This window comes from Rhodococcus sp. KB6 (assembly GCF_001445685.1).
Lineage (GTDB): Bacteria > Actinomycetota > Actinomycetes > Mycobacteriales > Mycobacteriaceae > Rhodococcus_F > Rhodococcus_F qingshengii.
The window spans coordinates 38,180-62,244 of sequence record NZ_LNAK01000144.1 but is presented as its reverse complement, the minus strand read 5'-3'; the positions used below and the strand labels follow the sequence as shown (position 1 = coordinate 62,244).

The 24,065-nt window shown below is 61.2% G+C and carries 23 protein-coding genes and 2 pseudogenes; 13 read left to right on the top strand and 12 right to left on the bottom strand.

Annotation, left to right across the window (positions count from 1 at the left end; all coding sequences use genetic code 11):
* The first annotated feature begins 91 nt into the window (after nt 1–91).
* The 5 genes and pseudogenes from ASU23_RS34540 (at nt 92) to ASU23_RS33570 (ending at nt 3,180) form a co-directional block, all read left to right on the top strand.
* On the top strand, nt 92–232 hold the full coding sequence (locus tag ASU23_RS34540) for a hypothetical protein (protein ID WP_156423194.1): 141 nt from the start codon (nt 92–94) through the stop codon (nt 230–232).
* Between the two features lie 159 nt (nt 233–391).
* Nucleotides 392–940 carry a hypothetical protein gene (locus ASU23_RS24935; RefSeq protein ID WP_003943619.1) on the top strand — a complete coding sequence of 183 codons (549 nt, stop codon included), beginning with the start codon at nt 392–394 and terminating at the stop codon, nt 938–940.
* Between the two features lie 175 nt (nt 941–1,115).
* Nucleotides 1,116–1,214: pseudogene (locus tag ASU23_RS34950) on the top strand (FAD-binding oxidoreductase); the annotation flags it as partial.
* A 195-nt stretch (nt 1,215–1,409) separates the two neighbouring features.
* Nucleotides 1,410–1,832, top strand: a complete 423-nt coding sequence (locus ASU23_RS24930) for a hypothetical protein (RefSeq protein WP_007726468.1) — start codon at nt 1,410–1,412, stop codon at nt 1,830–1,832.
* Nucleotides 1,833–1,929: 97 nt separating this feature from the next.
* Nucleotides 1,930–3,180, top strand: a complete 1,251-nt coding sequence (locus ASU23_RS33570) for an amidohydrolase (RefSeq protein ID WP_064689438.1) — start codon at nt 1,930–1,932, stop codon at nt 3,178–3,180.
* A gap of 36 nt (nt 3,181–3,216) precedes the next feature.
* Here the strand turns inward: ASU23_RS33570 and ASU23_RS24915 are convergent.
* Nucleotides 3,217–4,344: pseudogene (locus tag ASU23_RS24915) on the bottom strand (MFS transporter); the annotation flags it as partial.
* Between the two features lie 127 nt (nt 4,345–4,471).
* Here ASU23_RS24915 and ASU23_RS24910 point away from each other — a divergent pair.
* Both ASU23_RS24910 and ASU23_RS24905 read left to right on the top strand, forming a co-directional pair.
* The gene (locus ASU23_RS24910; protein ID WP_007726458.1) at nt 4,472–4,921 is read left to right on the top strand and encodes a helix-turn-helix domain-containing protein; all 450 of its coding nucleotides are present in this window, start codon (nt 4,472–4,474) and stop codon (nt 4,919–4,921) included.
* Nucleotides 4,922–4,944: 23 nt separating this feature from the next.
* Nucleotides 4,945–5,547 carry a hypothetical protein gene (locus tag ASU23_RS24905; protein WP_081557470.1) on the top strand — a complete coding sequence of 201 codons (603 nt, stop codon included), beginning with the start codon at nt 4,945–4,947 and terminating at the stop codon, nt 5,545–5,547.
* Nucleotides 5,548–5,654: 107 nt separating this feature from the next.
* Here the strand turns inward: ASU23_RS24905 and ASU23_RS34535 are convergent, their stop codons facing one another.
* Nucleotides 5,655–5,876 carry an RGCVC family protein gene (locus ASU23_RS34535; RefSeq protein ID WP_081557469.1) on the bottom strand — a complete coding sequence of 74 codons (222 nt, stop codon included), beginning with the start codon at nt 5,874–5,876 and terminating at the stop codon, nt 5,655–5,657.
* A 238-nt stretch (nt 5,877–6,114) separates the two neighbouring features.
* Here ASU23_RS34535 and ASU23_RS24895 point away from each other — a divergent pair, with 238 nt between their 5' ends.
* The 3 genes from ASU23_RS24895 to ASU23_RS24885 all read left to right on the top strand — a co-directional run bounded on the left by ASU23_RS24895 (nt 6,115) and on the right by ASU23_RS24885 (nt 9,115).
* On the top strand, nt 6,115–6,459 hold the full coding sequence (locus ASU23_RS24895; RefSeq protein ID WP_037129595.1) for a nitroreductase/quinone reductase family protein: 345 nt from the start codon (nt 6,115–6,117) through the stop codon (nt 6,457–6,459).
* Between the two features lie 234 nt (nt 6,460–6,693).
* Complete coding sequence (locus tag ASU23_RS24890) at nt 6,694–7,425, top strand: response regulator transcription factor (RefSeq protein ID WP_058038975.1); 732 nt, start codon at nt 6,694–6,696, stop codon at nt 7,423–7,425.
* Entirely contained in the window at nt 7,415–9,115 is a 1,701-nt protein-coding gene (locus ASU23_RS24885; protein ID WP_039972680.1) for a GAF domain-containing protein, read from the top strand. The genes ASU23_RS24890 and ASU23_RS24885 overlap by 11 nt, the downstream gene beginning before the upstream one ends.
* A 3-nt stretch (nt 9,116–9,118) precedes the next feature.
* Here ASU23_RS24885 and ASU23_RS24880 read toward each other — a convergent pair whose 3' ends face one another.
* Nucleotides 9,119–9,499, bottom strand: coding sequence for a VOC family protein (locus ASU23_RS24880; protein WP_007726436.1), 381 nt, complete (start codon nt 9,497–9,499; stop codon nt 9,119–9,121).
* A 199-nt stretch (nt 9,500–9,698) separates the two neighbouring features.
* On the opposite strand from ASU23_RS24880, the gene ctaD reads away from it, so the two are divergent.
* Complete coding sequence (gene ctaD / locus ASU23_RS24875) at nt 9,699–11,441, top strand: cytochrome c oxidase subunit I (RefSeq protein ID WP_058038911.1); 1,743 nt, start codon at nt 9,699–9,701, stop codon at nt 11,439–11,441.
* A 221-nt stretch (nt 11,442–11,662) separates the two neighbouring features.
* Nucleotides 11,663–12,481, top strand: coding sequence for a universal stress protein (locus tag ASU23_RS24865; RefSeq protein ID WP_058038910.1), 819 nt, complete (start codon nt 11,663–11,665; stop codon nt 12,479–12,481).
* A gap of 17 nt (nt 12,482–12,498) precedes the next feature.
* Here the strand turns inward: ASU23_RS24865 and ASU23_RS24860 are convergent, their stop codons facing one another.
* The 3 genes from ASU23_RS24860 to ASU23_RS24850 all read right to left on the bottom strand — a co-directional run bounded on the left by ASU23_RS24860 (nt 12,499) and on the right by ASU23_RS24850 (nt 15,754).
* The gene (locus ASU23_RS24860; protein WP_003941446.1) at nt 12,499–12,972 is read right to left on the bottom strand and encodes an NUDIX domain-containing protein; all 474 of its coding nucleotides are present in this window, start codon (nt 12,970–12,972) and stop codon (nt 12,499–12,501) included.
* Between the two features lie 79 nt (nt 12,973–13,051).
* Complete coding sequence (gene katG / locus ASU23_RS24855) at nt 13,052–15,274, bottom strand: catalase/peroxidase HPI (RefSeq protein WP_058038909.1); 2,223 nt, start codon at nt 15,272–15,274, stop codon at nt 13,052–13,054.
* A 36-nt stretch (nt 15,275–15,310) separates the two neighbouring features.
* Nucleotides 15,311–15,754, bottom strand: coding sequence for a Fur family transcriptional regulator (locus ASU23_RS24850; RefSeq protein ID WP_156423193.1), 444 nt, complete (start codon nt 15,752–15,754; stop codon nt 15,311–15,313).
* A 248-nt stretch (nt 15,755–16,002) separates the two neighbouring features.
* On the opposite strand from ASU23_RS24850, the gene ASU23_RS24845 reads away from it, so the two are divergent.
* Complete coding sequence (locus ASU23_RS24845) at nt 16,003–16,311, top strand: amphi-Trp domain-containing protein (protein ID WP_037129603.1); 309 nt, start codon at nt 16,003–16,005, stop codon at nt 16,309–16,311.
* 27 nt (nt 16,312–16,338) lie between these two features.
* On the opposite strand, the gene ASU23_RS24840 is transcribed toward ASU23_RS24845, so the two are convergent.
* From ASU23_RS24840 to ASU23_RS24815, 6 genes are all read right to left on the bottom strand, one after another.
* Nucleotides 16,339–18,636, bottom strand: coding sequence for a serine/threonine-protein kinase (locus ASU23_RS24840; RefSeq protein ID WP_054187591.1), 2,298 nt, complete (start codon nt 18,634–18,636; stop codon nt 16,339–16,341).
* Nucleotides 18,637–18,722: 86 nt separating this feature from the next.
* On the bottom strand, nt 18,723–20,138 hold the full coding sequence (locus ASU23_RS24835) for an FAD-dependent oxidoreductase (RefSeq protein WP_058038907.1): 1,416 nt from the start codon (nt 20,136–20,138) through the stop codon (nt 18,723–18,725).
* A 60-nt stretch (nt 20,139–20,198) separates the two neighbouring features.
* Nucleotides 20,199–20,978 (bottom strand): glucosamine-6-phosphate deaminase, encoded by a 780-nt coding sequence (nagB, locus tag ASU23_RS24830; protein WP_058038906.1) that lies wholly within the window; start codon nt 20,976–20,978, stop codon nt 20,199–20,201.
* Nucleotides 20,979–21,896, bottom strand: a complete 918-nt coding sequence (murQ, locus tag ASU23_RS24825; RefSeq protein WP_047269010.1) for an N-acetylmuramic acid 6-phosphate etherase — start codon at nt 21,894–21,896, stop codon at nt 20,979–20,981. It lies immediately after the preceding gene.
* Nucleotides 21,897–21,993: 97 nt separating this feature from the next.
* Nucleotides 21,994–22,869 carry a MurR/RpiR family transcriptional regulator gene (locus ASU23_RS24820; RefSeq protein WP_003941452.1) on the bottom strand — a complete coding sequence of 292 codons (876 nt, stop codon included), beginning with the start codon at nt 22,867–22,869 and terminating at the stop codon, nt 21,994–21,996.
* Nucleotides 22,866–24,062 (bottom strand): anhydro-N-acetylmuramic acid kinase, encoded by a 1,197-nt coding sequence (locus tag ASU23_RS24815; protein WP_058038905.1) that lies wholly within the window; start codon nt 24,060–24,062, stop codon nt 22,866–22,868. The genes ASU23_RS24820 and ASU23_RS24815 overlap by 4 nt, the downstream gene beginning before the upstream one ends.
* Between the last annotated feature and the right edge of the window lie 3 nt (nt 24,063–24,065).

Below are 24,065 nucleotides of genomic sequence, written 5' to 3'. Positions count from 1 at the left end.
ATTGGCGAAGAACGGCTCCTGCCACGGTTCGGGCGTTGTGCCCGCCCCAGCAGAATCGCGGCTTGCCTTCTTCGATGTCTACGCTGCTCACGTGAGGACAAATCCCAGCTTCGGCATCGTCGACGAAACGCTCGGCACCCTTGCACGCGGCATGCTTCCCCGCCTACGCCACGTCTTCGAGCAGCACCAGGCTCTTCACCGTCTGGCCGTCGAAGCGATTGTCAACGTCTGACAGACTCGTGCGGTTTGCATTTCATGGACGGGTACTGGCCGGCGGTTCGTTTCAACGGCGACGATGGCGTGATCGAGATGACTGTCGAATCCTGACCGCGATCCTCGTCTCGGGCTGTCGGCTGATGTTCCTCGGCACTGATGAAGAATAATCATCTACATGAAATGGAACACCCCTACAGAGACCGGCTGGTTCGTCAACCTCGCCGAAGGTGGTTCGGCCGTATCGATATTCGATCCGTCGGGGAACGTTCAAGGCGAACTGATTCCCGCATCCGACGACGGATCGGAGAGCGTTGCCGGCGGGCGGAAGAGGAAATCGTCAACAGCCGAGCAGGATCGATCCAGGCTCACATTCCGTAAAGGCCGACCTGCATCACTTCGATTGTCCGACGGAACGATCGGGACCCTGATCGACCAGAAGCCCAAGGCCATGCGCCGCAAGAACAAGCTGTGCGAAGTCGATATCGCGGGCAGAACATACCTCTTCGTTCATTCATCGGGCCGAAAGGCAACAGCCCGGCGTGACGGAATCGCATTGGCACACATGGAACGTGGCCGATGGTCCGGTAGAAGCACCGTCGCCAGAAGAACCCTCACGGCAACGGACGCCCTTGACGAATGTGTCCTGACACTGTTTCAGAAGGTAGTGACACCTGGACGTACCGGCGCCTTCGATCAGGTACTGACCGACCTCAGCAACATATGACGTACGCCATATTCGGTGGATCTCAACCGCACTCGAGATACTGACTTTCAACTCTCGGATCCACGGACATGCCTTGGACACAATGAGTTTCACATCTCGGAGCGGAAGGCTGAAACCAGATCATGGTAGTGTCGACGCTTTGAACACGCTCGCCCAGCGATTGTCGCCAGGTGCGATGATCACAGATCCAGATCTACTCCAGTCCTATCGGCAGGACTGGAGTTTCGATCCCGCAGCCGGAACACCGGTTGCCGTAGTACGTGCTTCGACGACGGCAGAGGCGGTTCGACGGACGGCATCTGAGGCCGCCACATGTAGCGAATAGCGACGAGTACCTGAATTCTCCTGTGCAACCGGATACGGTGAGGCTGTCGTCTTCAATGCGGCGATGCAAGAAGGGAAGCTACGACCAAAACGTTACGTCGGGGAAGACAAGCAAATCACCTGGACATGGCTGGAGGCCTCCGTGATGAATCTCGTTCGCCGACTGAGCGTCTGCACATCCGTCGTGATCGCTTCTACTCTGACGTCGGTAGCGCTCGCATCCGCCGCGGTGACCATTCCATTCCAGGTCAACCCTGCGCCGTACGGCAACCCGAACGGCAGCTTCGACGCGCCGGCCGTCCGCTGCGTAGCTGTCGTCGGTGAACAACCCGGCACGGTGACGATCACCGGAGGCAAGGAAGGCCGGTGGGGATGCCTGCTCTCGTCCGAAGTGCGCTGGCTGAACCTTTCGACCGGGGCCTCCGGCTCGGCTCGGCTCTCGGACGGTCTCAACGGAGTCCCAGCAGAGGCGATCGTGCAGACCGGGACCGGTCAAGTCGCTGTTGCCGTGCTGTCCGTGGCCGGATCCATCATCACCCCAGGTGTCACATCGTTCTACGTGCCGTAGCACCAGACTCCGCATCACCGGCACCGTTGGACCTAAGGTCCTGTTTACCGACCCGTCATCCCGGTTAGCCTGAAAAGACGCTACCGAGAGGACACTCATGACCTCGTCAGTGCACGAAACGATCGCCGTGGATCTGGATTTGATCGACCTGTACAAGGACCTCCACAGCCATCCGGAACTGGGGTTTCACGAGCAACGAACATCCAGTCTGGTGGAAAGACATTTAACAGCACTTGGATTCGACACCACCACCGATGTCGGGACTACCGGAGTCGTCGGAGTCCTGAAGAACGGAGTGGGCCCCACAGCGCTGCTGCGTGCGGATATGGACGCCCTCCCGGTTCGGGAAGAAACCGGATTGGACTACGCCAGTACCGTAACAACGACCGACGATCAGGGAAAGACCGTCTCGGTCAGCCACGCGTGCGGCCATGACCTGCATACGACCTGCTTACTCGGTGCGGCCCGGATCCTCTCTCAGGATACGACGACCTGGTCTGGCACTCTTGTCCTCGTCTTCCAACCGGCTGAGGAACTTGGCGCGGGTGCGCAAGCCATGGTCGACGACGGACTGTTCGAGCGATTCCCGAGGCCCGACATCGTTCTCGGACAACATGTATCGCCGCTACCGGCAGGCACGATCGCCGGGCACGCCGGCCCCTCGTATGCGGGATCGGACTCACTTCGTGTGAGACTGGTCGGAAAGGGCGCCCACGGATCTATGCCGGAGAACTCGGTCGATCCCGTGGTCATGGCAGCCGAAACCGTGTTGCGTTTGCAAACTGTCATCTCACGCGAGGTCCCGAGTACTGCCACAGCTGTCCTCACCGTCGGCTCCATCCATGCTGGAGATGCCGCCAACGTCATTCCCGGCGAAGCAGAACTGCAACTCAACATCCGCAGCTACGACGCAGGTGTGCGTCAGCGCATCCTGGACAGCGTCGACCGCATCGTCCGGGGCGAAGCGGCCACCGCCGGTGCACCCACCCCACCGACCATCACCGAGACGGAGCACTTTCCGATCGTCGTCAATGATCCGGCAGCGCTGGACAAGACACTCGATGCGTTTGCCGAATGGTTGGGGACGAACAAGATTCTCGATCCCGGAGCGGGAGCAGGTAGTGAAGATGTCGGCATTCTCGCGACCAGTGCCGGTGCGCCACTGTCGTACTGGCTGTTGGGCGGTACCGACCCTTCACTGTTCACGACAGGTGACATGACTGATCCGGCTTTGCGAACCGTGCCGTCGAACCACTCTCCGCACTACGCTCCCGTGATCGAGCCGACCCTGACCATCGGTGTGAACGCCTTGGTCGTCGCGGCCAGGACGTGGCTCCCAACTCCCTAGAGTGTTGCGGGTCCGCAATCGATCGATCGTCCATTCGATCAAGGCTGCAAACGCGTAGGCGCCGCCGAGAATACTTGCAGCGCCCCACCCTGCCGCGTCGAAAACCATAGTGGTGGAAACCGCCCCAGCCGCGCTGCCCAACGAATAGAACACCATGTAACTACCGATGATCTGCCCCGACGATTCCGGTGTGTTCGCGACGATCAGATTCTGGCTCGTGACATGAACAGCCTGCACGGCGAAGTCCAACGCAACAACACCGACTACGAGTAACACCAGCGAGTGCGTCGCCTGCGCGTTGAATACCCACGACAGCAAGAGAACGACCAACGACGCCCCGGTGACGCGTTGCGCTTTGCCTTGATCGGCCCACCGACCGGCACCGACCGCGCCCAATGCTCCAACCAATCCTGCGATTCCGAAGAGCCCGATCTGTGTGGTCGACAACCGCCATGGTTCCTCACTCAACGGCAGGGCCATTCCGCTCCACAAAGCACCAAAGGACGCGAAAAGGAACAAGGCGATCAGGGCCCGGGTGCGAAACAGTCGGTTCGTAAGCGTCAACGTCACGACAGACCCCATTGCACGCACGTACGAACGCCTATCGTGTTGCGAACGAGGATCTTTCGGCAGCATCGTCAGCGCGACGGCCGCGACCAGTACCGAAATGAAAGTGGATCCCGCGTAGACCGCCCGCCAGCCTGCCAGATCCGCAACTGCGCCGGCGACAGTCCGAGCGAGGATGATGCCGACGACAACGCCGCTGGTGATGACACCGATGTTTGCGCCCCGCTCGTCCGGGTCACTGATTGCCGCAGCATAGGCAACTATGACTTGAACAACTACCGAGAACGTGCCTGCGACCGCCATCCCGATCAACAGCTGCAGATTCGTGGTGGCCAGAGCAACAAGCATCGTTCCCGTTGCAGCAGCGACGATCTGGATTGCGATCAATTTCTTTCGATTCACGAGATCGCTCAATGGCACCAACACGATCAACCCCACCACATAACCGAGTTGGGCGAGTGCGACTACGAAACCGAGGCCGGCCGGAGGAATGGAAAGATCCGAGCCTATTTGCCCGAGGAGCGGCTGTGCGTAGTAGATGTTGGCTACCGAGACCCCGCAGAGCACTGCGAGCAACAGGCGAAGTCCGCGAGACATTTTCAACTTGCCCCGCGCGTTCTCGACAGCATGACGTGCAGTCACTTCCACCTCAACTTGGTTGCGTTTTGATACCATTTGGAGGTTACGTCAATACAGTTTCAAAACGCAACCAATGAGGAACTCGATGCCGGATCGCGCACAATGGACGGACCCGCACTGCCCGACGGCCCGAGCGGCCGACATCATCGGCGACAGATGGTCGCTGCTGATCGTGCGTGACGCCTTCGACGGGTCATCGAGATTCAGTCAGTTTCAACGAAACCTGGGCATCGCAAAGAACATTCTCACGGACAGGCTCAAAGTCCTTGTCGAGCAGGGAATCTTCGAAGTCCAACCGAACGCGCAAGGTACCCGCAACGAGTACATCCTGACCGAACGCGGTATGGATCTGTTCATCGTGATCATTAGCCTGCGACAGTGGGGAGAGCGCCACGCCTTCGATGACGGTGAGCCACACTCGATCTTGATCGACGACACCACGGGCGATCCGGTTCCCAGGCTTCGACTGATCAACACACGGAATATCGACCTGGACCCTACAAGTACACATGTGGAGAAGGTCGAGGAAGGTTGACCCGCAACTCGCCAGATTGACAGATGGGCGCACATGATTCGAAGTGCGCGCATACTCCGACTATGACTGTCGATCTCGAGTTCTCCTGGCCGCAGTTTCTCTGGATTGCATTCATCTTCGTCGGCGTGCCCGCAACTATCGGCGCGAGCATCATCTGGACAATCTGGCGTTCGGAACGAACTGGCCTGGAGCACTCCACGACCGCCCTCGGCGGCGGGCACACGGGATCGGGCTCACTCGGACTGTGGAGCACCGGCCTGTTGGCCTTTGCACTGGGCTTTCTGTCTTGCATGGGCTGGCTCAGCTGGTCAGCCGACTACAAAGGCGGATTCCGCGGCCCCGGCCTGCCTGCCCCGACACAGTTCCCCACCTGGCAGGTCGTCGCCTGTGGACTGACAGTGATTCTGGCGTGTTTCGGTTCCGCCCATTGCTCGCGATGGATGAAGGCCGGCGGTATGACGGCCGCTGCCGGCACTGCTGCGGGATTCACCACCGCATTCAGCATCGACGCCAGTACTGATGTCACCGGACAGGCAGGCGTGGGCGTCGCACTGTCCACAATCGGATGGGGCCTCACCCTTACCGCACTGATGCTTCTGCGCAGCAAGTGGTCGCAACGAGGGTGAATCTGTCACTCAGTGCGGTTCACCCGCGGCGCGTTCAGTGGCGCGGGCAGTGTCGTCGAGGTGACAGTCGAATCTTGGCGTATGAATTGACGTGATGCCCAGGCGGATCAGTATCGCGAGTAGTGCTGAATTTCCTCACGATCGGCAGCGCAGATGCACTTTCGATCGAGACCGCGGTCGGCAGTCACTGCGCAGAAGCGAACCCCGAGCGGATCGTGGGATTTCATACTGTGCTGACACGCCGGGCAGATCGACGGTGTTTTCTGATCCTCGTCAGTCGACTCGGATTGCCCTCGTGCATTCGACACATCGGACGGGTTCGACGCCATACCGGCGCTCCAGTTCTCGGCCGTTCGACCACAGACCGGGTTGGCGTCGAGGACGACATGGCTTGACCGCGCATATTCGAATGACCCTCGACGTACCCCACGCTACTCGCTTCGGCACACCGGTTTGTACCAATTTCTGCCCACGCGACAATCCCGGTCGAGCAGGATAGAACTACTGCACGCACCATTTCCGTGCAGGATTCGAATTCGTGCAGCATTCGTCGTGAAAGGGCTTCTCGTGAACACTTTCCAACGTGTATCCGCCGCCGTGAACGTAGTGGTCCAACCACTGATCGGCGCTCCGATCGTAGGCAAACTACTGGGCCGTTCCATGACCGTCATCACCTACGTCGGACGCAAGTCCGGTCGCACCTTCAGCGCGCCCGTGTCCTACAAACGAAAAGGCGACCATGTGACGATCGGCGTTGCCATGCCGGACAAGAAGAGTTGGTGGCGCAATTTCTACCCGGAACAAGGTCCGATCGTTCTCCAACTGGACGGTATCGATCGCCCCGGCGAGGCACTCGCACACCGAAAAGGCAAGGGTGTCTACGTCTCCGTCGAACTCGCTCCCGTCGACTGAGCGGATCGAACAGCCACCGGTGCAATCACATTCAGCTCACACCCACCGCCTCACGAGATCTGGGTGATTCAGATCTCGTGACGGTCGGGACCTTTGACTCTGTGCAATCGAGACTCGGTCTCGCACCCTTCGACGCGGGTTTTTTGTCGACCATCGGTCGGACAACCCGATCCTGTCGGGACATTACCGTCCGGTAACATCGACGGCAGGCGTGAGCTGGAAGAGGTGACCACCGTGACGATCGGCATCTATCTGGTCGACGACCACGAGATCGTCCGTCGTGGATTGGCAGACCTGTTGAATCAGGTATCGGGATTCAACGTTGTTGGCGAGGCGTCGTGTGTTCGCGAAGCCTCGGCCGGAATACCCGAATGCCGACCCGACGTGGTTGTCATGGACGTCAGACTTCCCGACGGTAACGGTGTGGAACTGTGCCGAGAACTGGCGTCGACCTACCCGAGCGCCGCCACTTTGATGCTCACGTCGTACTCCGACGACGACGCACTGCTCGACGCCCTGATCGCCGGCGCACGAGGATTCGTCCTCAAGAACATCCGCGGCCACGACCTGGTGTCGGCGATCCGCACGGTTGCTACCGGCAAGTCGCTGTTGAACACCCAGGCGGTGATCGGTTTGGTCCGGCGCATCCGGTCCGAACAGAAGTCGGGTACTGCGGCAGCCCTGTTGACCGATCAGGAGCTCTTGATCTTCGAGTTGATCGGCAAGGGACTGAGCAATCGAGAGATCAGCTCGCACGCAGAACTCTCGGAGAAAACAGTCAAGAACTACGTCTCACGCATCCTCGAGAAACTGGGTCTCGAACGTCGAACGCAGGCCGCAGTTCTGGCGACAAAGCTTCGTGCGGGCACTTTGCACCCGGATCCTTCGGGCCAGGCGACCACTCACCTGCTGACGCCATCCGGCTCGCCCTTCTCCGCCACCACGGGCACGCACCATGCCAGGTAGCCGCGACGCGCTCATGCTCAGCCTTTTCGGCGACATCGCCGGAAGCGCAGAGCTGACTGCTCTCAACCCGACTGCAATTCCCAAACTGCTCAGTGCCGTGTTGACCGTCGGGTCCACACTCCAGCTCGACGAAACCCTGCAACAGATAGTCGACGTCGCGCGACATCTCCTCGAAGCGGACTACGGCGCGCTCGGCGTGAAATCCCCCGACGGACGCTTGTCCCGATTCATCCACTCCGGTATGACTCAGGGGCAGGTTGCCAAGATCGGGCATCTTCCCGAAGGTCACGGCCTGCTGGGCCTGGTCGTTCGAGAACCGTGCCCGGTTCGAACCGACCGAATCTCCTCGCATCCGTCCTCGGCAGGGTTTCCGACCAATCATCCGCCGATGGACACGTTTCTCGGTGTTCCGATCTTCGTCAGGGGCGAGGTGTTCGGCAGCATCTACCTCGCGGACAGCTCGGAACGGACTGCATTCGACGACCGCGACGAGGCTGTACTCCAGATTCTGGCAAATGCTGCGAGCATCGCCATCGACAATGCGCGTCTGTTCGAGGAATCCCGGACGCGAGAAGCCTGGCTCAAGGCCGTCGCCGCCGTCAATGCACGTCTGCTCAGCGGCGGATCCCGCGACGAGACGCTATCGGAACTGGTTCGGACGACGCGGCACCTCACGGATGGAAATCTTGTGTGCGTCGTTCGCTACGACCTCGGCAGAGAGCCGGTAGTCCACGTCGCCGATGCTGCTGATTCCCAGCCTGTCCCCGCGACCGGATCAGCCGTCGATCTGTCCGGGACCGTGATCGACGACGCTGCGCGGAGCCGGCGGCCGATCTCTGCACCACATGGCAGTTCCGTTCCGGCACTGAACGTTTCCGGCGACGAATCAGTGGTCGCACTCCCCCTCTCCGGGACCTCGTTCGGCGGCGGTGTTCTCTTCGCGTCACGCCGCAGCAACCGCCCGTGGGGAGTGGACGAGATCGAGCAACTGACGGCGATGGCAGACATCGCTTCTGTCACTGTCGAATTCGCAGAACAGCAACGGAAAGAAAGACTGGTCGACGTCCTCGAAGATCGCGACCGAATCGCGCGGGATCTCCATGACCACGTCATCCAACAGCTGTTCGCCACCGGGTTGAGTTTGCAGGGGGTGCTGCAACGTCCAGGCGACGAGGACACCGTTCGAACCGTATTGGACACCTCTGTCGATCAACTCGATCGAACAGTCCGTGAAATCCGCACCGCAGTCTTCGACCTCCATACGAGCGAGATGTCTACTCCCACAAGCCTGCGGCGGCGACTACTCGATGCCGTCAACGGTCTGTCCGGCCACTCGTCGATCACTCCCAGCGTCACTTTCGAGGGAACCATCGACAGTTCCGTCCCGTCTCGACTTGCCCCGCACGCCGAAGCCGTTGTGCGCGAGGGCTTGAGCAACGCTCTGCGGCATGCACATGCCGATGCCATCGACGTCACCATCCGGGCCACCGAGGAGCTTGTCATCAGCATCGTCGACGACGGTGTGGGAATCGACCAGGCAACCAGAATCCACGGTCTCGACAACCTGGCGACCCGCGCTCGTCAGTGCGGAGGCTCGAGCAACATCACCAGCGAGAACGGTGTCACCGAACTGGTGTGGCGTGTTCCGCTGAGCCCCAGGCGAAGTCCGTTGCCGATCCAGCATCGTTGAGCGTCAGAGCGGATCCAGTTGGGCCTTGAGCAGGCAGAACTCGTTACCTTCCGGATCGGCCAGGACATGCCATTGTTCGTGCCCTGTCTGGCCGATGTCGGCCGGCCGCGCACCAAGACTCAACAGGCGTTCCAGTTCGGCCTCCTGATCGCGATCGGTGGCGTTGACGTCGATATGCAGGCGGGGCTTACCCTTCTCCGGTTCGTCTCTGCGACTGAGGATGATCGTCGGCTGCGGACCGCCGAACCCTTCGCGTGGGCCGATCTCCAACGAACCGTCGTCCATTCGATCGAGCACGACGAAGTCCAGGACCTCGCACCAGAACCGGCCCAGCACCTCGGGTTCCCGGCAACCGAGCACCAGTTCACTGATACGACATGCCATGACCATCTCGCTTTCTTTCGGCTCGTGAAGACAACTCTCTCGACCGTACCGGACCACGTGATCTACGCCATGCCTCTGTTCCGATCCTAGGGACCTTTTCCCCTCGTCCGAGTTCCCGGTCGCCACGATCATTGCGTTATGTTCCACAGTCCCAGGCATTCTCGGTCTTTCGTCACGTCGATGTGCGTAGGCGGCCGTCGTGGTTGATCTCGCGCCCCGGCCGGTCGGTGAGGTCGATTCCCCCGCCGATGCAATTCCCCGAACCGCTCCGAAGGGTTCGAAACTGGTCGAGATCCTCAGGACCACCGATCACAAGATGATCGGTCTGATGTACATCGTGACATCGTTTGCCTTCTTCTTGATCGGCGGACTGATGGCACTACTCATGCGCATGGAATTGACCGTTCCGGGAATGCAATTCCTGTCCAACGAGCAGTACAACCAGTTGTTCACCATGCACGGCACGATCATGCTCCTGCTGTACGCGACCCCGGTGTTCTTCGGATTCGCCAACTACCTCATGCCACTGCAGATCGGGTCGCCGGACGTGTGTTTCCCGCGACTCAACGCCTTCAGCTACTGGCTCTATCTCTTCGGCGGCCTGATCGCGTCCGCCGGATTCGTAACACCTGGTGGTGCGGCAGATTTCGGCTGGACCGCCTACGTACCGCTCACCAGCGAACTCCACTCCCCCGGCATGGGCGCCGACCTGTGGATCATCGGTCTCGCTCTCGGTGGGGTCGGCACCATCCTCGGCGCAGTCAACATCGTTTCGACGATCGTCTGCCTGCGCGCCCCGGGTATGACGATGTTCCGCATGCCGATCTTCACGTGGAATGCGCTGGTCGCCAGCATGCTGATCCTCCTCGTTTTTCCGCTGCTCGCTGCTGCCTTGATCGGACTGTGGGTGGACCGGCACCTGGGAGCGCACCTGTTCGACCCCGCCACCGGTGGAGTCATGTTGTGGCAGCACCTGTTCTGGTTCTTCGGCCATCCCGAGGTCTACATTCTGGCGCTGCCGTTCTTCGGCATAGTCTCGGAGATCTTCCCCGTCTTCAGCCGCAAGCCGATCTTCGGATACACCGGATTGGTCTACGCAACATTGGGAATTGCTGCACTGTCGATCGCTGTGTGGGCGCACCACATGTACGCAACCGGCGCCGTTCTCCTCCCCTACTTCTCGTTCATGACCTTCCTGATCGCAGTTCCCACCGGAGTCAAGTTCTTCAACTGGATCGGCACCATGTGGAAGGGGCAGTTGACTTTCGAATCGCCCATGCTGTTCTCCGTCGGCTTCCTGGTCACATTCCTGTTCGGCGGACTCTCCGGCGTCATCCTTGCCAGCCCGCCCTTGGACTTTCATGTCACCGACTCGTACTTTGTTGTCGCGCATTTCCATTACGTGCTCTTCGGGACAATCGCGTTCGCGACATACGCCGGAATCTACTTCTGGTTCCCGAAAATGACCGGCCGGATGTTGGACGAGAAGCTCGCCAAGATCCATTTCTGGTTGACCCTGATCGGCTTTCACGCAACATTTCTCGTCCAGCATTGGCTCGGCACCCAGGGCATGCCTCGACGGTACGCGGACTACCTGCCGTCGGACAATTTCACTCTTCTCAACACGATCTCGACCATCGGCGCGTTTGTGCTCGGAGCCTCGACGATTCCGTTCATCTGGAACGTTTTCAAGAGCTACCGGTACGGCCGAATTGTGACCGTCGACGATCCTTGGGGCTTCGGAAACTCGCTCGAATGGGCGACGTCCTGCCCACCACCGCGACACAACTTCACCGAACTCCCCCGAATCCGCAGTGAGCGGCCGGCATTCGAACTGCACTACCCCCACATGGTCGAAAGAATGCGCGACGAGGCGCATGTCGGACTGCTTGGTCACAAGTCGGTTTCCGACGTGAGAACTGAGGTGAAACAACATGAATGACGGCACGAAGCACCGAGCCTGGGCAGAAAAGCAGCACCACGAACGCCGAGCGAAACCCGGCCATCTCCTCGCCCCGTTGCTCGTGCTCATGTTCGCTGTCACGACGCTCGTGTGGTTGCCCCTGACGACTGCCGCGTGCTCGATAATCGTCGCAGGATTGCTGTTCGGCACTGTCCTGCAAGCTAGTTCGCATTCAACAGACACAGCTCGAGGAGTTCACGATGAAGCCCGAACTATCGACTGATCTCATCACCTCGGAGTGGTCCGCGGACGGAGCGGTGGTCGTGTGCATCGACGGATCCCCGGTGCGCCCCGACGTGATCACGTGGGCGGCTGAGTTCGCACATCGCCACGGTCTCTGGATGCGAATCGTTTTCGTAGCTCCGAGCGCCGATCTGAACACCTCGGCATCGCCGACCGGCCTGTTCATGGAGGCCATTCAGATCGCCGAGTCGGTGTCGCCAGATCTTCGGATCCGGACCGATCTGATCTCCGGGGAGAACACCGCAATCCTCACCGCGTTGACGTCCGAGGCCGCCTTGATCGTCGCAACACAGGACGATCCCGCCGCACCTGGACCGACATGTTCGTTCGCAAGAGTCGGAACACCGCGTGAAAGCAGCGCTGCGGCAGCCTTGCCGGTTGTCGTCGGTTTGGACGGAAGCGCCTACAGCGAAAGCGCTCTGGCCATCGCATTCAAGGAAGCAGAGGCAGCGAACACCGAACTGGTCGTCGTGCACGCAGCGCCGCCAGAGGCCGAACTGCGTCGAGACGTCGCATCCGGGCACTCGCCCCAGCACTCGACGCCGCTGACGTGGCAACTGTCGGGTTGGGCCACGCTCTACCCTGGCGTCGCGATCCGTCAGATCGAGTTCGACGGCCCCTCGGTTGCCATTCTTGAACAACTCTCCACCGAGGCACGGCTTCTCGTCGTGGGTCGGCGTGGGCGAGGCTCGTTCGACGACACCGCTCTCGGCACCACGAGCAGTGCGATGATTCGAAAAGCACACTGCCCGGTCATCGTTGCCAGCGAAGCCTGAATCAGATCGTCACCCGGTCAGAAGCCGTAACTGTGGATGGGTGCGAGCTGACCGGAGTGATGGGCTTCGATTACGAAACGCTCGTGGTCGACCAACTTCTCCGGGAGTTCGTCAACCGGCCACCACCGCAGATCTGCAGATTTCAACGGCTCCATCCGGCGTGGTTCACCCGACCACGTGCGGCATTCGTAGAAGAAGTCCACTCGATGATCCACCGGTTCGCTCCCGTCCGCGTGGCGGCGATGCAACACGGTCAGCGGCTTCAGTTCCGAGGAAAGCAACTCGACACCAAGTTCTTCCGCAGCCTCCCGAACGGCAGCGTCGATCGCCGACTCCCCCAGTTCGACGTGGCCCGCAGCAGCGTGAGCCCAGTATCCGTCCATGAATCCCGTGCCCTCGCGCAATTGCAGCAGCACCTCGCGCCGTTGTACCGGGTTGCTTCGACAGAACATCACGTACACCGCTGGTACCAGCGCAAATTGATCGGCCACACGACCACGCTATCGTGCGCGTGAAATGACGGCGCCCCGCGAGAACAAGCTCGCGGGGCGTCGTCGACGATCTGCTGGATCAGTTCACGTCGAACCGGTCGAGGTCCATCACCTTGGTCCAGGCTGCGGCGAAGTCCTCGGCGAACTTCTGCTTGGCGTCTGCACTGGCGTACACCTCGGCGAGTGCACGCAGTTGCGAATTCGATCCGAAAACGAGATCGACCGCAGTTGCCGTGTACTTCGGATCGCCCGTCACGCGATCAACACCGTCGTAGACGTTTTCGTCCGTCTTCGACGGCTTCCACTCGGTACCCATGTCGAGAAGGTTGACGAAGAAATCGTTGGTCAACGTCTCGGGACGATCGGTGAACACGCCGTGACGGGTATTGCCGAAGTTCGCGTTCAGCGCGCGAAGTCCGCCGACCAGCACTGTCACCTCGGGCGGGGTCAGCGACAGCATGTACGCGCGGTCGACCAACAGAATCTCTGCCGGAAGCTTCTCGCCTCCCTTGAGGTAGTTCCGGAATCCGTCGGCCCGGGGTTCGAGTACCTCGAACGAGTCGACGTCTGTCTGCTCCTGCGTTGCATCCGTTCGGCCCGGCGTGAACGAGACCGTGATGTCCTGTCCGGCGTTCTTCGCAGCCTGTTCGACGGCCGCTGTACCACCCAGAACGATCAGGTCGGCGAGAGAAACCTTTGCTCCACCAGCCTGGTTGAAGTCCTGCTGAACCCGCTCGAGAGTCTGAAGCACCGCGGAGAGAGCTGCGGGCTCGTTGACTTCCCAATTCTTCTGCGGCTCCAGTCGGATTCGCGCACCGTTGGCGCCGCCGCGCATGTCCGTGCTGCGGAAGCTCGCGGCAGACGCCCACGCCGTCGATACCAACTGCGAAATGGACAGCCCGGAGTCGAGAAGTCGACTCTTGAGGATCGCGATGTCTGCGTCCCCGATCAGTTGATCATCGGCCGAGGGAACCGGGTCCTGCCACAACTGCGGCTCGGGAACCCAAGGTCCCAGGTAGCGCGTGACCGGTCCCATGTCACGGTGAAGGAGCTTGTACCAAGCCTTGGCGAACTCTTCGGCGAATTCTTCCGGATGATCGAGCCAGCGCCGGGTGATCTTCTCGTACGTCGGATCCAGGCGTAGGGACAGGTCGGTCGTCAGCATCGTCGGGGTGCGTCCGGCCGACGAATCGAACGGATCCGGGATGGTGCCCGCCCCCGCGCCGTCCTTCGGAATCCACTGCCACGCACCCGCCGGACTCTTGGTCAGCTCCCAGTCGTAGCCGTACAGAATCTCCAAGAAGGTGTTGTCCCACTTCGTCGGAGTGGGAGTCCACACGACTTCGAGACCACTGGTGATCGCGTCCTTACCCACACCCGTGCCGAAGGCACTCTTCCAGCCCAGTCCCTGCTGCTCGATGGGAGCACCTTCCGGTTCCGGTCCGACGAGGTCGGCCGGTCCGGCTCCGTGCGTCTTGCCGAAGGTGTGACCGCCGGCGATCAGCGCAGCTGTCTCCACGTCGTTCATCGCCATGCGGGCGAACGTTTCTCGGATGTCGCGGGCGGCCGCTACCGGATCCGGTTGCCCGTTGGGTCCTTCGGGATTGACGTAGATCAGGCCCATCTGCACGGCTCCGAGCGGTCCGGACAGCTCACGGTCTCCGCTGTAACGCTCGTCGCCGAGCCAGGTGTCCTCGGGACCCCAGTAGATCTCCTCGGGCTCCCAGATGTCTTCTCGGCCGAATCCGAAGCCGAAGGTCTTGAACCCCATCGACTCCAGGGCGCAGTTGCCCGCGAACACCAGCAGGTCGGCCCAGGAAACCTGCTTTCCGTACTTCTGCTTCACGGGCCAAAGCAGGCGCCGGGCCTTGTCGAGGCTGGCGTTGTCCGGCCAACTGTTGAGCGGGGCGAAACGCTGAGCACCTTGGCCGCCACCGCCGCGGCCGTCTGCAATGCGATAGGTGCCGGCAGCATGCCAGCTCATACGCACGAAGAGTCCGCCGTAGTGCCCGTAGTCGGCCGGCCACCAATCCTGCGACGCCGTCATCAACGCGATGACGTCGCGCTTTAGCGCCTCGACATCGAGCTTGGCGAATTCCTGGGCGTAATCGAAGTCGGCACCCATCGGATTCGACTTCGACGAATGTGAATGCAAGACAGAGAGATCCGGCTGATTCGGCCACCAGTCGCTGTTTGTTCTCGGACGATTCCCGGTAGGCGTCGGAGACGGGATTGCGGGGTTTTCACTTTCGCTGGTGCTCTCGGTGTTTCCGTCGTGAGCAACCGGGCAACTATCGGACACGGTAATCCCTCCATGAGCGAGTAGAACGGACTTCGATCACGTTTGTGATCGCAAACTCTGAGTTGTCGAGCAGCCGGGACACAGGCCCCAGTAAATGACCTCGGCTTCGTCGAGAACGAAACCGTTGTGCGCCGACGGCGTCAAACACGGTGCCTCTCCGACTGCGCAGTCGACATCTGCAACGACCCCACAGGACCGGCAGACGACGTGATGATGGTTGTCGCCGACGCGTGACTCGTACAGCGCCACCGATCCGGACGGTTGGATCCGCCTGATCAGCCCGGCGTCGGTGAGAGCGTGCAACACGTCGTAGACCGCCTGCCGCGACACCCCCGGCAGAACAGCCCGCACAGCATCGAAGACAGTCTCGGTGGCTGCGTGTGGGCGTGCATGCACAACCTCGAGCACCGTGACTCTGGGACGAGTCACGCGAAGCTCAGCGTTACGCAGTTGGGCTGCATAATCCGGCGTCGAAGGCACCTTTCCACTATTGCGCAATCTTCTGGACTGAACCCAGACTTTCGCGAAAATCATCGCTGACAGGGCCCTCCCGACCGATTCGTCCGTGCGGGAAGTGAGCCGGATTCCTCGCTGTTTCTGGCGTCCCCACACCGCCTTCAGGTTTGTTGTGCGTCGACGCGTCCTGCTGTGTGGTTCCACAAACTCCGACAATCTCCCCTTCGTCCAACTACCGTGAAAGGGAGAATCCGCCGAGGTCAGGAGTGCTCGTGCCCAAACTGGAGATCAAGAGGAAGTCAGAACTCTCACGGCAGGAAGTCGCCGACCGACTCATCGCCCTCGGCCAAGCCCTCGCCAGTGGATCGGAAGTGGAGCTGGGGTCGGGTGGGGACTCGATCGAAATCAGTGTTCCGGAACAGGTTCGGTGGGAACTCGAGATCGAAGTCGACGGCAACGAAGTCGAGATAGAAATCGAGATTCACTGGCGCGACGACCCTCAGGAAGAATCGGAAGAGAAGTCTCCGCCTCGCACCAAAGCAGTTCGTCGCAGCCGACCACGCAAGAGCACTTCCACATAGGCCGACTCGAATACGGTTGTTCGGCACTTACGGAGACGCCGACACCTCGAGAGACACGACGCGCAGCAGTGCTCGGAGGTCACTTTCGATCCGTCGAAACAGTTGATACACAACGATGAATCCGGCGATCCCGCCCAAACACAGCGCACGGACTGTTGCGTTGAGTTCCTCACCGGCACCCGAACCGACAAAACTGAGCCCCGCGATTCCCACCAGGGGAACCGACGCCGCGACTGCGAGGTAACGCGTGCTGCTCCGACCCAGTGAGCGAATATCGCGTCCGTCGTCGCTTCGTAACTCGCCGTGCGACAACAAGATCGGATACAGACATCGAACCGAGTAATACGTCAGGATGAAGAACGGATACGCGACTGCGACGGCGCCGCACACCGCCAGCGACGACATCAGGTGCACGTAGGCTCGCTGCGGAATTCCGCCGGCGGCAATCTGCAATGCGACCGGATATGCGATACCGGCCAGAACCCACAGCCCGAATGCGATCACCACCGCGCGATGTCCGACATTCAGCGTCGCGGTACGCGCTTTGTTCAAGACCTCCGCGCTGTACGTCTGACCGTTGCGCAGTCCGTGAGGCACGGTGAGTGCAAGCCGACACCAATACAGGATCGCTGCGGCACCGAGAGAGAACGCAGCCACCCCGATGACCAGATGAACCTGCTCGAGATGCTGCTGAGCCTGCGGCGAGAGACCCGAGATGATCAGCATCTTGTTGTAGTAGTAGTTGTAGCCCGCCGCAAGAAGATTCGGAATTCCGATCGCGGCAAGCACTATCGGCAGCGCCCACTTCCACAACGTCGAACGTGGACTCCCTTCCGGTGGGTCCACCAGATTGCGAGCAGACCGGTCCAGACACAGTGCGAACTGACGAGCCAACTTTCGGCCGCCAGACCACCTTCCGTCTCTCTCCGGCGAGAGAGACTTGACCAGAACTCGGCGCAGCGCCGGCGGACAGTCGTCCGGTAGCCGTGCCTCGGCTGCGGGATCCACCCCGCGCCGGCGGGCCTCGAGCGCCTTCTTGGGCGACGGTGGGCTCTCCCCCGTACCGTCGTCCGTGAAAGGCCTACTCCCGGTGAGGAGTTCCCACAACATCACGCCCAGTGCATAGATGTCGCTACGGGTGTCGAGTGTGCCAGGCGCCCCCACCGCACAGGCCTCCAATTGCTCCGGAGACATGTAGGCAAGCGAGCCTCCGACAAAACATGCAGCGTCCTCGGTCGAGACCTCCTCACTCGAGCTGACGTTGAAGTCGGCGAGCTTGGGGATGCCTTCGACGCTGAGCAGGACATTCGCCGGCTTGATGTCCCGATGTAATACGCCGTGCTCACGCGCATACTCGAGGGCATCGGCCAGTCGCATCCCCATCCAGGCCACGGTCTCCGGCCACGACATCGCAGCGATCTCGCTCCTCAGGCTCGTCTCGCTGGGCTTCATCTCTCCCTTCTTCGCCAGGGTCTTGTCGATGGCGTCGAGAAGTAGTTGTCCGGACCGCTGCGCCTGCGGTGTCACGCGGACAAGTTTGACCACGTCGAGCAGGGTCCCACCCGGCACGTATTCCATGAACAGGACTCGCAGTGCGCGTTCCTCGAGCAACCGTTGATCGAAGACCCGGACGATGTTGGGATGGTCGAGCTGGGCGAGAGTCTGCGGCTCGACTCCGACGTTGCGCGAGATTTTCAACGCAACCCACCGCTGCATCGAGAGTTGCCGAGCGAGGAACACTCGGGCGAATGCGCCGTGCCCGAGTTCCAACACCAGCTCGAAATCGTCCAGGTGCTGCCCGATTTCGAACTCGTCGAAACCCGAGAGTCCCAACATCATCACGTCTTCGCGACCGGCCATCGAATCACGGTCGAACATCTGCTCGAAACTCTCTGCCTGCAAGGGAAACTCGCTGAGGTACTCGGCTGCTGCGACGTCCTCCCCACCCTGCTTCCGCAGCCGGAACTCCTCGTACAGGAGCTCGGCCGGCAATGGTTCTTCGAGTAATTCGGGATACTCGGCACAGTAATCCGTGAGCCGTTTCGGGCAATCATTTTTCAGCCAGCGGTACTCCATGTCGATTCCGACCAATTCGATCAGCGCCGCCCGACGAATCTTGGCTGGATCAGGCAGATAGTCGCTCAGGTCGGACGGGGTTCGTCCCTCCTCCCAATCCGCCACAAGGCGGCCGAGGCCGTCTGCACCGTTCTGGCCGTCACGCATCACCGGCAGCGTTGAGGGGCGCAACTCGGTGACGGTGCCCCGTTCGGTCAGGGGCCCGCTCGCGATTGTCGCGTCACTGGCCTGCGCACCACGTTCATTCATGACACTTCTGTTCCGCACCTCGATCACAATGAATCGGAGTGACTCACTTCAGCGTAACCCCGGTGGTACTCCAGACCCCAGCGAATCTATTCGGCGTGAACTGCCGACTCCGTGCCGATGCGAACGAGTTCGTCGCGCTCTTTGATTTTGATCCGATCACGCCCATGCTTCACACCGAGGGCACGTTCGGCGGCATCGATGCGAAGCCATCCGTCCCAATCGACGGGCACCACTCTGCCGGCCCTGAGGACCTCCGCGATACGGCCGTGGCCGGCTCGACGCTCGTATGCCGAATCCAACTGTCGCAGCAAGGTTTCGACGGTTTGGCGTGCATCAGGCCGAGCCGCACCGATCAGCCCGGCGGCACCTCGCTTCATCCAGCCCGTCACGAACAAACCTGCGATCGGCGAGCCGCTCTCGTCGACCGCTGCGCCGCCCTGGTGCGCAACATTGCCGCGTCCGTGATCGAAAGGCACCCCGGCAAGTGGCGTCCCGAGAAATCCGATTGCCCGGTACACAGCTTGAACCGGATAGTCGGTACAGATACCCGAAGCGGTGACGTGACCGTATCCGTCCGGGACTGTCCGCTCGACGCGGAGTGCCTCGACTTTCCCGTTGCCGAGAATCTGCGCCGGCTGTCGGTAGAAGTGCAGGTGAACTCGACGCTGGGCAGTTCGGTCGGCAGGCGCAGTGTCCGCGAAACCACGGAGTGTCTCGACTGCCAGTCGGGTGTGCACCAACTGTTTGGTCATCCGCTCGACATGCCGGTCCGGTACGACATCGACAGAATCGACGACAACATCTACGCCGGGTAGTTCACCGAGAGCGCGCAACTCGTTCGGGGAGAAGCGAGCGTCGGCTGGTCCGCGCCGGACAAAGATGTGTACTTCGCGAACTCGACTGCCGGCGATCCCTTCCCGAACTTGGTCGGAGACGTCCGTGGCCTGCAGCGATTGCGCCTCGGCGAGGAGCATACGGGTGACGTCGAGTGCGACGTTGCCACCTCCGATCACTGCGACCGATTCCGCGTTCAGCGGCCACTGCGGCGAGCTGTCCGGGTGATCGTTGTACCAACCGACAAACTCGGCGCCACCGAAAGAACCTGGAAGCTCGACGCCGGGAATGTCGAGAGGTGCATCCCGCGGCGCACCGGTTGCAATGATCACGGCATCGTAGGACGAACGTAGGTCATCGACGGAAAGGTCCTTTCCGATCTCCACGTTGCAGAACAGCCGGAACTCACTGGCGACCAGCGTGGTGTGCAGAGAATGGGCGAACTTTTCGGACTCGGGGTGCCCTGGTGCGAGACCGTAGCGCACCAGTCCGTACGGCGTCGGTAGACGCTCGAACACGTCTGTCTTGGTGCCGGGCGCAAGTTCGGCGAGAGCGCCGGCGGCGTGGATTCCCGCCGGCCCCGCTCCGACGATCGCGACACTGAGCGGTGGTGAGAAGAATCGGGGCGCCGCAGGCGGGGATACCGCTGGACCTCTGGCGTTGATCATCCCCCGAGGCTAGGACCTCAACTGCGCTGGAGATCAAGTCCGCTTTCAGCAGCCCGCTTTTCAGTAACCTTGCTCTGCAGGCTTGTGCTCGGTTGTGTAGCGGTAGAAGTCCGCTAGTTGGAGTTCGCCGGCAGCTGCCTCGTCGACTATGACGGTCACGTGTGGATGCAGCTGCAGCACCGACGCCGGGCAGAATGCCGAGACCGGACCTTCGACCGCGGCCCGGACGGCGGGCGCTTTGCGGGCGCTGTCCGCGATCAGGACGAGATGCCGTGCATCACTGATGGTTCCGAGCCCTTGCGTGATCACATGATGCGGTACGTCGGCTGGGTCTGCGAAGAACCGTGCATTGTCGGCGCGGGTCCTCTCGGTCAAGGTCTTCACTCGGGTGCGCGATGCAAGCGAGGAGGAGGGCTCGTTGAAACCGATGTGTCCGTTCAGGCCGATGCCGAGGATCTGCACGTCGATGGGACCGTTTTCGGCGATGGCAGCGTCGTAACGCCGGGCCGCGTCACTGGGATCCGCGGCCCCGCCGTCGGGGCTGAACACTCGCGCATTGTCGATGTCGAGGTGATCCACGAGTTCCGTGCGGATGGTGTGCGCGTAGGACTGCGGCTGATCGGACGTGAGACCTACATACTCGTCGAGAAGATACGCGCTCATCGCCGCGAACGACACTCCCGATTCTCGATGCCTCTTGATCAGCTCTCGATACATGTGCAGCGGTGACGATCCGGTCGCGAGGCCGAGCGTCCGCGCTCCGTTTTCGATTGCGCCGCACACGATATCTGCAGCGATTCGCCCGCCGTCCTCCGGACTGGGAACTATGACGATTTCCATTCAGACTTCCTCACTGCTCTTGCCGGCTCCGACGATGGCCTCACGTACCGAACCCGAAGCGCGGTCCAACAGTTCGGTTGCTTCGGCGAAGTCGCATTCGGCCAACAACATGACGACCGCTGCCTTCACATGACCATCGGCATCGTCGATGGTCTCCGCAGCGATCTCGGTATCGACTCCGGTGGCTGCCGCGACGATCCGGTTCGCACGATCGACAAGCTTGGCATTGGTCGGCCGAAGATCGACCATCAGATTGTGGAATGCCTTCCCGGAGCGAACCATACTCGCCGTGGAGAGCATGTTGCACACCATCTTCTGCGCAGTTCCGGCCTTGAGCCTCGTCGATCCGGTGAGGATCTCGGGGCCGGTCTCCACTTCGATGGCCACGCCGGCGTGAGAACTCATTGCCGCGTTCCGGTTGCACGAGACTGCCACTGTTGCAGCGCCGAGTTCGCGGGCGTGATCGAGTCCCCCGATGACGTAGGGGGTACGACCGCTGGCAGCCAGACCCACCACGACGTCGTTGGCGTTCAACGAGATTGCGTCGAGATCGACCCCAGCCGCTCGCGGATCGTCCTCTGCCCCCTCGACGGCGTTCAGAAACGCTCCAGGGCCACCGGCGATGATGCCGATCACCTCGCCCGGATCGGTCCCGAACGTCGGAGGGCATTCCACCGCGTCGAGAACACCCAGACGCCCACTTGTCCCCGCTCCCAGGTAGATCAGTCGACCACCTTGTGCTCGGGCCGCGACGATCAAGTCGACTGCGGCTTCGATGGCGGGTAGTACCGCTGCCACCGCGCCGGCCACGATTGCGTCCTGTTGATTCATCACCGTCAGCAGACCCGACACCGACATGACATCGAGATCGCGGGTCAGAGGGTTGGGTCTCTCGGTGGAGAGCATTTCCAATTGCATTGTGGCGAGTCCTCCTCGATCGATATTCATTACGACGACTCCTCGTCAGTATTCACAGCGACGACTCCTCGTCAGTACTCACAGCGACGACTCCTCGTCAGTGCCGCTTCGAAGCAATGGCATCATGGCTTCGTTGCAGAGCAGAGAGTGCGCTGGGCAGCGAGTGCGCCACCATCGCAAAAATTGTGTCGACTACCAACAGCTGACCGGTGCGGCTTGCCATCGCAGCCGATCGGAAACCGAATTCTCTACCGGCAGTGAGCAGAACGTGATGTGACTGCACGGCGAGCGTCGATCGTGCCCCTCCGGTGATCGCAGCCGTCGACGCCCCGGTTCGACGGGCAAGGGCAAGTGGTTCCACGACATCCGAAGTCTCACCCGAATGTGAGATCCCCACTGCGATGTCGTCCGGTCCGAGCAAGCTGGCGCTGACCATGGCCGCGTCTCGGTCGAGATGAACCCGGCAGTTGACGTCGATGCGAGAGAGCTTCAACGTGAGGTCTTGCGCGACGATGCCAGAGGCGCCGATGCCGTAGACCTCGACGCGGCGGGCGGATCGAATCCGGGACACAACTTCTTCGAGCGCAGCAGGATCTGTCAATTGCGCCGTGCCCTTGAGTTGTTCGGATTCGAACTCGGCGAGCTTGGCCATCACCTCACCGGCCGAGTCGGCAGCAACGATGTCCACACCGAGCGGGATCGTGTTCTCTGTACCGGACCCGCTGATCGCCGCCAGCGCGAGACGAAGCTGTGGATAACCCTCGAAACCGAGTCGTTTGGCTGTGCGGACCACTGTCGCCGTGCTTGTCGACGCTCGTTCGGCGAGGTCGTTGACCGTCAGGGTGGAGGCCAGACTGGGGTCGGCTTCGATGATTTCGGCGATCCGCAGCTCGGCAGGCGAGAGGCTACTCAGTGATGCACGAATACGAGCAAGCAGGTCGACGGACGCCGGAGCACTCCGGTCCAAAGTCATAACGCCTCGATTCGCATCGTTTTCGGAGCTGACGGCACCGATGTGATTCTAGGCAGCCCACGGCTTCCTGGCGTCAGAGATCCGAGCACACTGGCGTGACGCGCACCGGTGCACGAAGCGATGCTTCCAGGCAATCCGTGTGCGGTGAGATAGCCGAGAACCGCGAAAGCCAATGCTTCCTTGATGTCGGAAGTGACGCCGAGCTCGTCCGAAGAGACAAGCGCGATGTCGCCCAGTTCGTCACGGAGCATCGCCATCAACGTCGGGTTCTTGGTGCCACCGCCTGACACCACCACTTCGGTAGCCGCCAGCGCTTTGACGGAATCGGCGACGGTCCGGGCGGTCAGTGCAGTCAGTGTCGCGACGATGTCGGCCAGAGACAAGGATTCGTAGCCCCGCAGTGCGGCGAGTAGGTAGTCCCGATGGAACAATTCCTTGCCTGTGCTCTTGGGAGCGGGCTGCGCGTAATACGGTTCGCTCAGTAGTTGTGCGAGCAGATCGACGTTCGGTGTGCCCGCTGCGCCCAGAGCACCTCCGAGATCGAACCACTGCTCCCCCGCGGTGAATTCGCTTACCGCAGCGTCGATCAGCGCATTTGCGGGGCCGGTGTCGAAGGCAATCGGTACTGCGGCACCATCTGCCGTCGATGTCGGGACGCCACCCGGAGCAGTGACGTTCGCGATGCCACCGAGATTGAGCGCGACGGAACCCGAAGTTCTTCCGTTGAGCCACAATACGTCGAATGCGCTGACAAGTGGTGCGCCCTGACCACCCGTCGCCACGTCGCGAGAGCGCAGGTCCGACACGACCGTGCATCCGGTCTTCTCGGCTATCCAGGCCGGCTGCCCGAGCTGGAGAGTGCCTTTTACTTGCGCTCCTTCGACCCAGTGGAACATCGTCTGACCATGTGAGGAGATCAATTCCGCACTGCCACCGCACAGTTCCTCGTTCGCCCGCGCAGCGACGGCCGCAAATGCCTGTCCGATCTCGGTGTCGAGTTGGCAGATCTGACCGACAGTGCGGGACGCCGGCGGGACCGCAGCCGCCACCGCAGCCCGCAACTCACCGGAATACGGTTCGCTGACCATGCCCAGTGGGGTGAGCACAAGAGTGTCCCCGTCGATCCGGATGTCTGCTGCGGCAGCATCGATAGCGTCGTACGAAGTACCGGACATCAGACCGATGACTCTCATGAA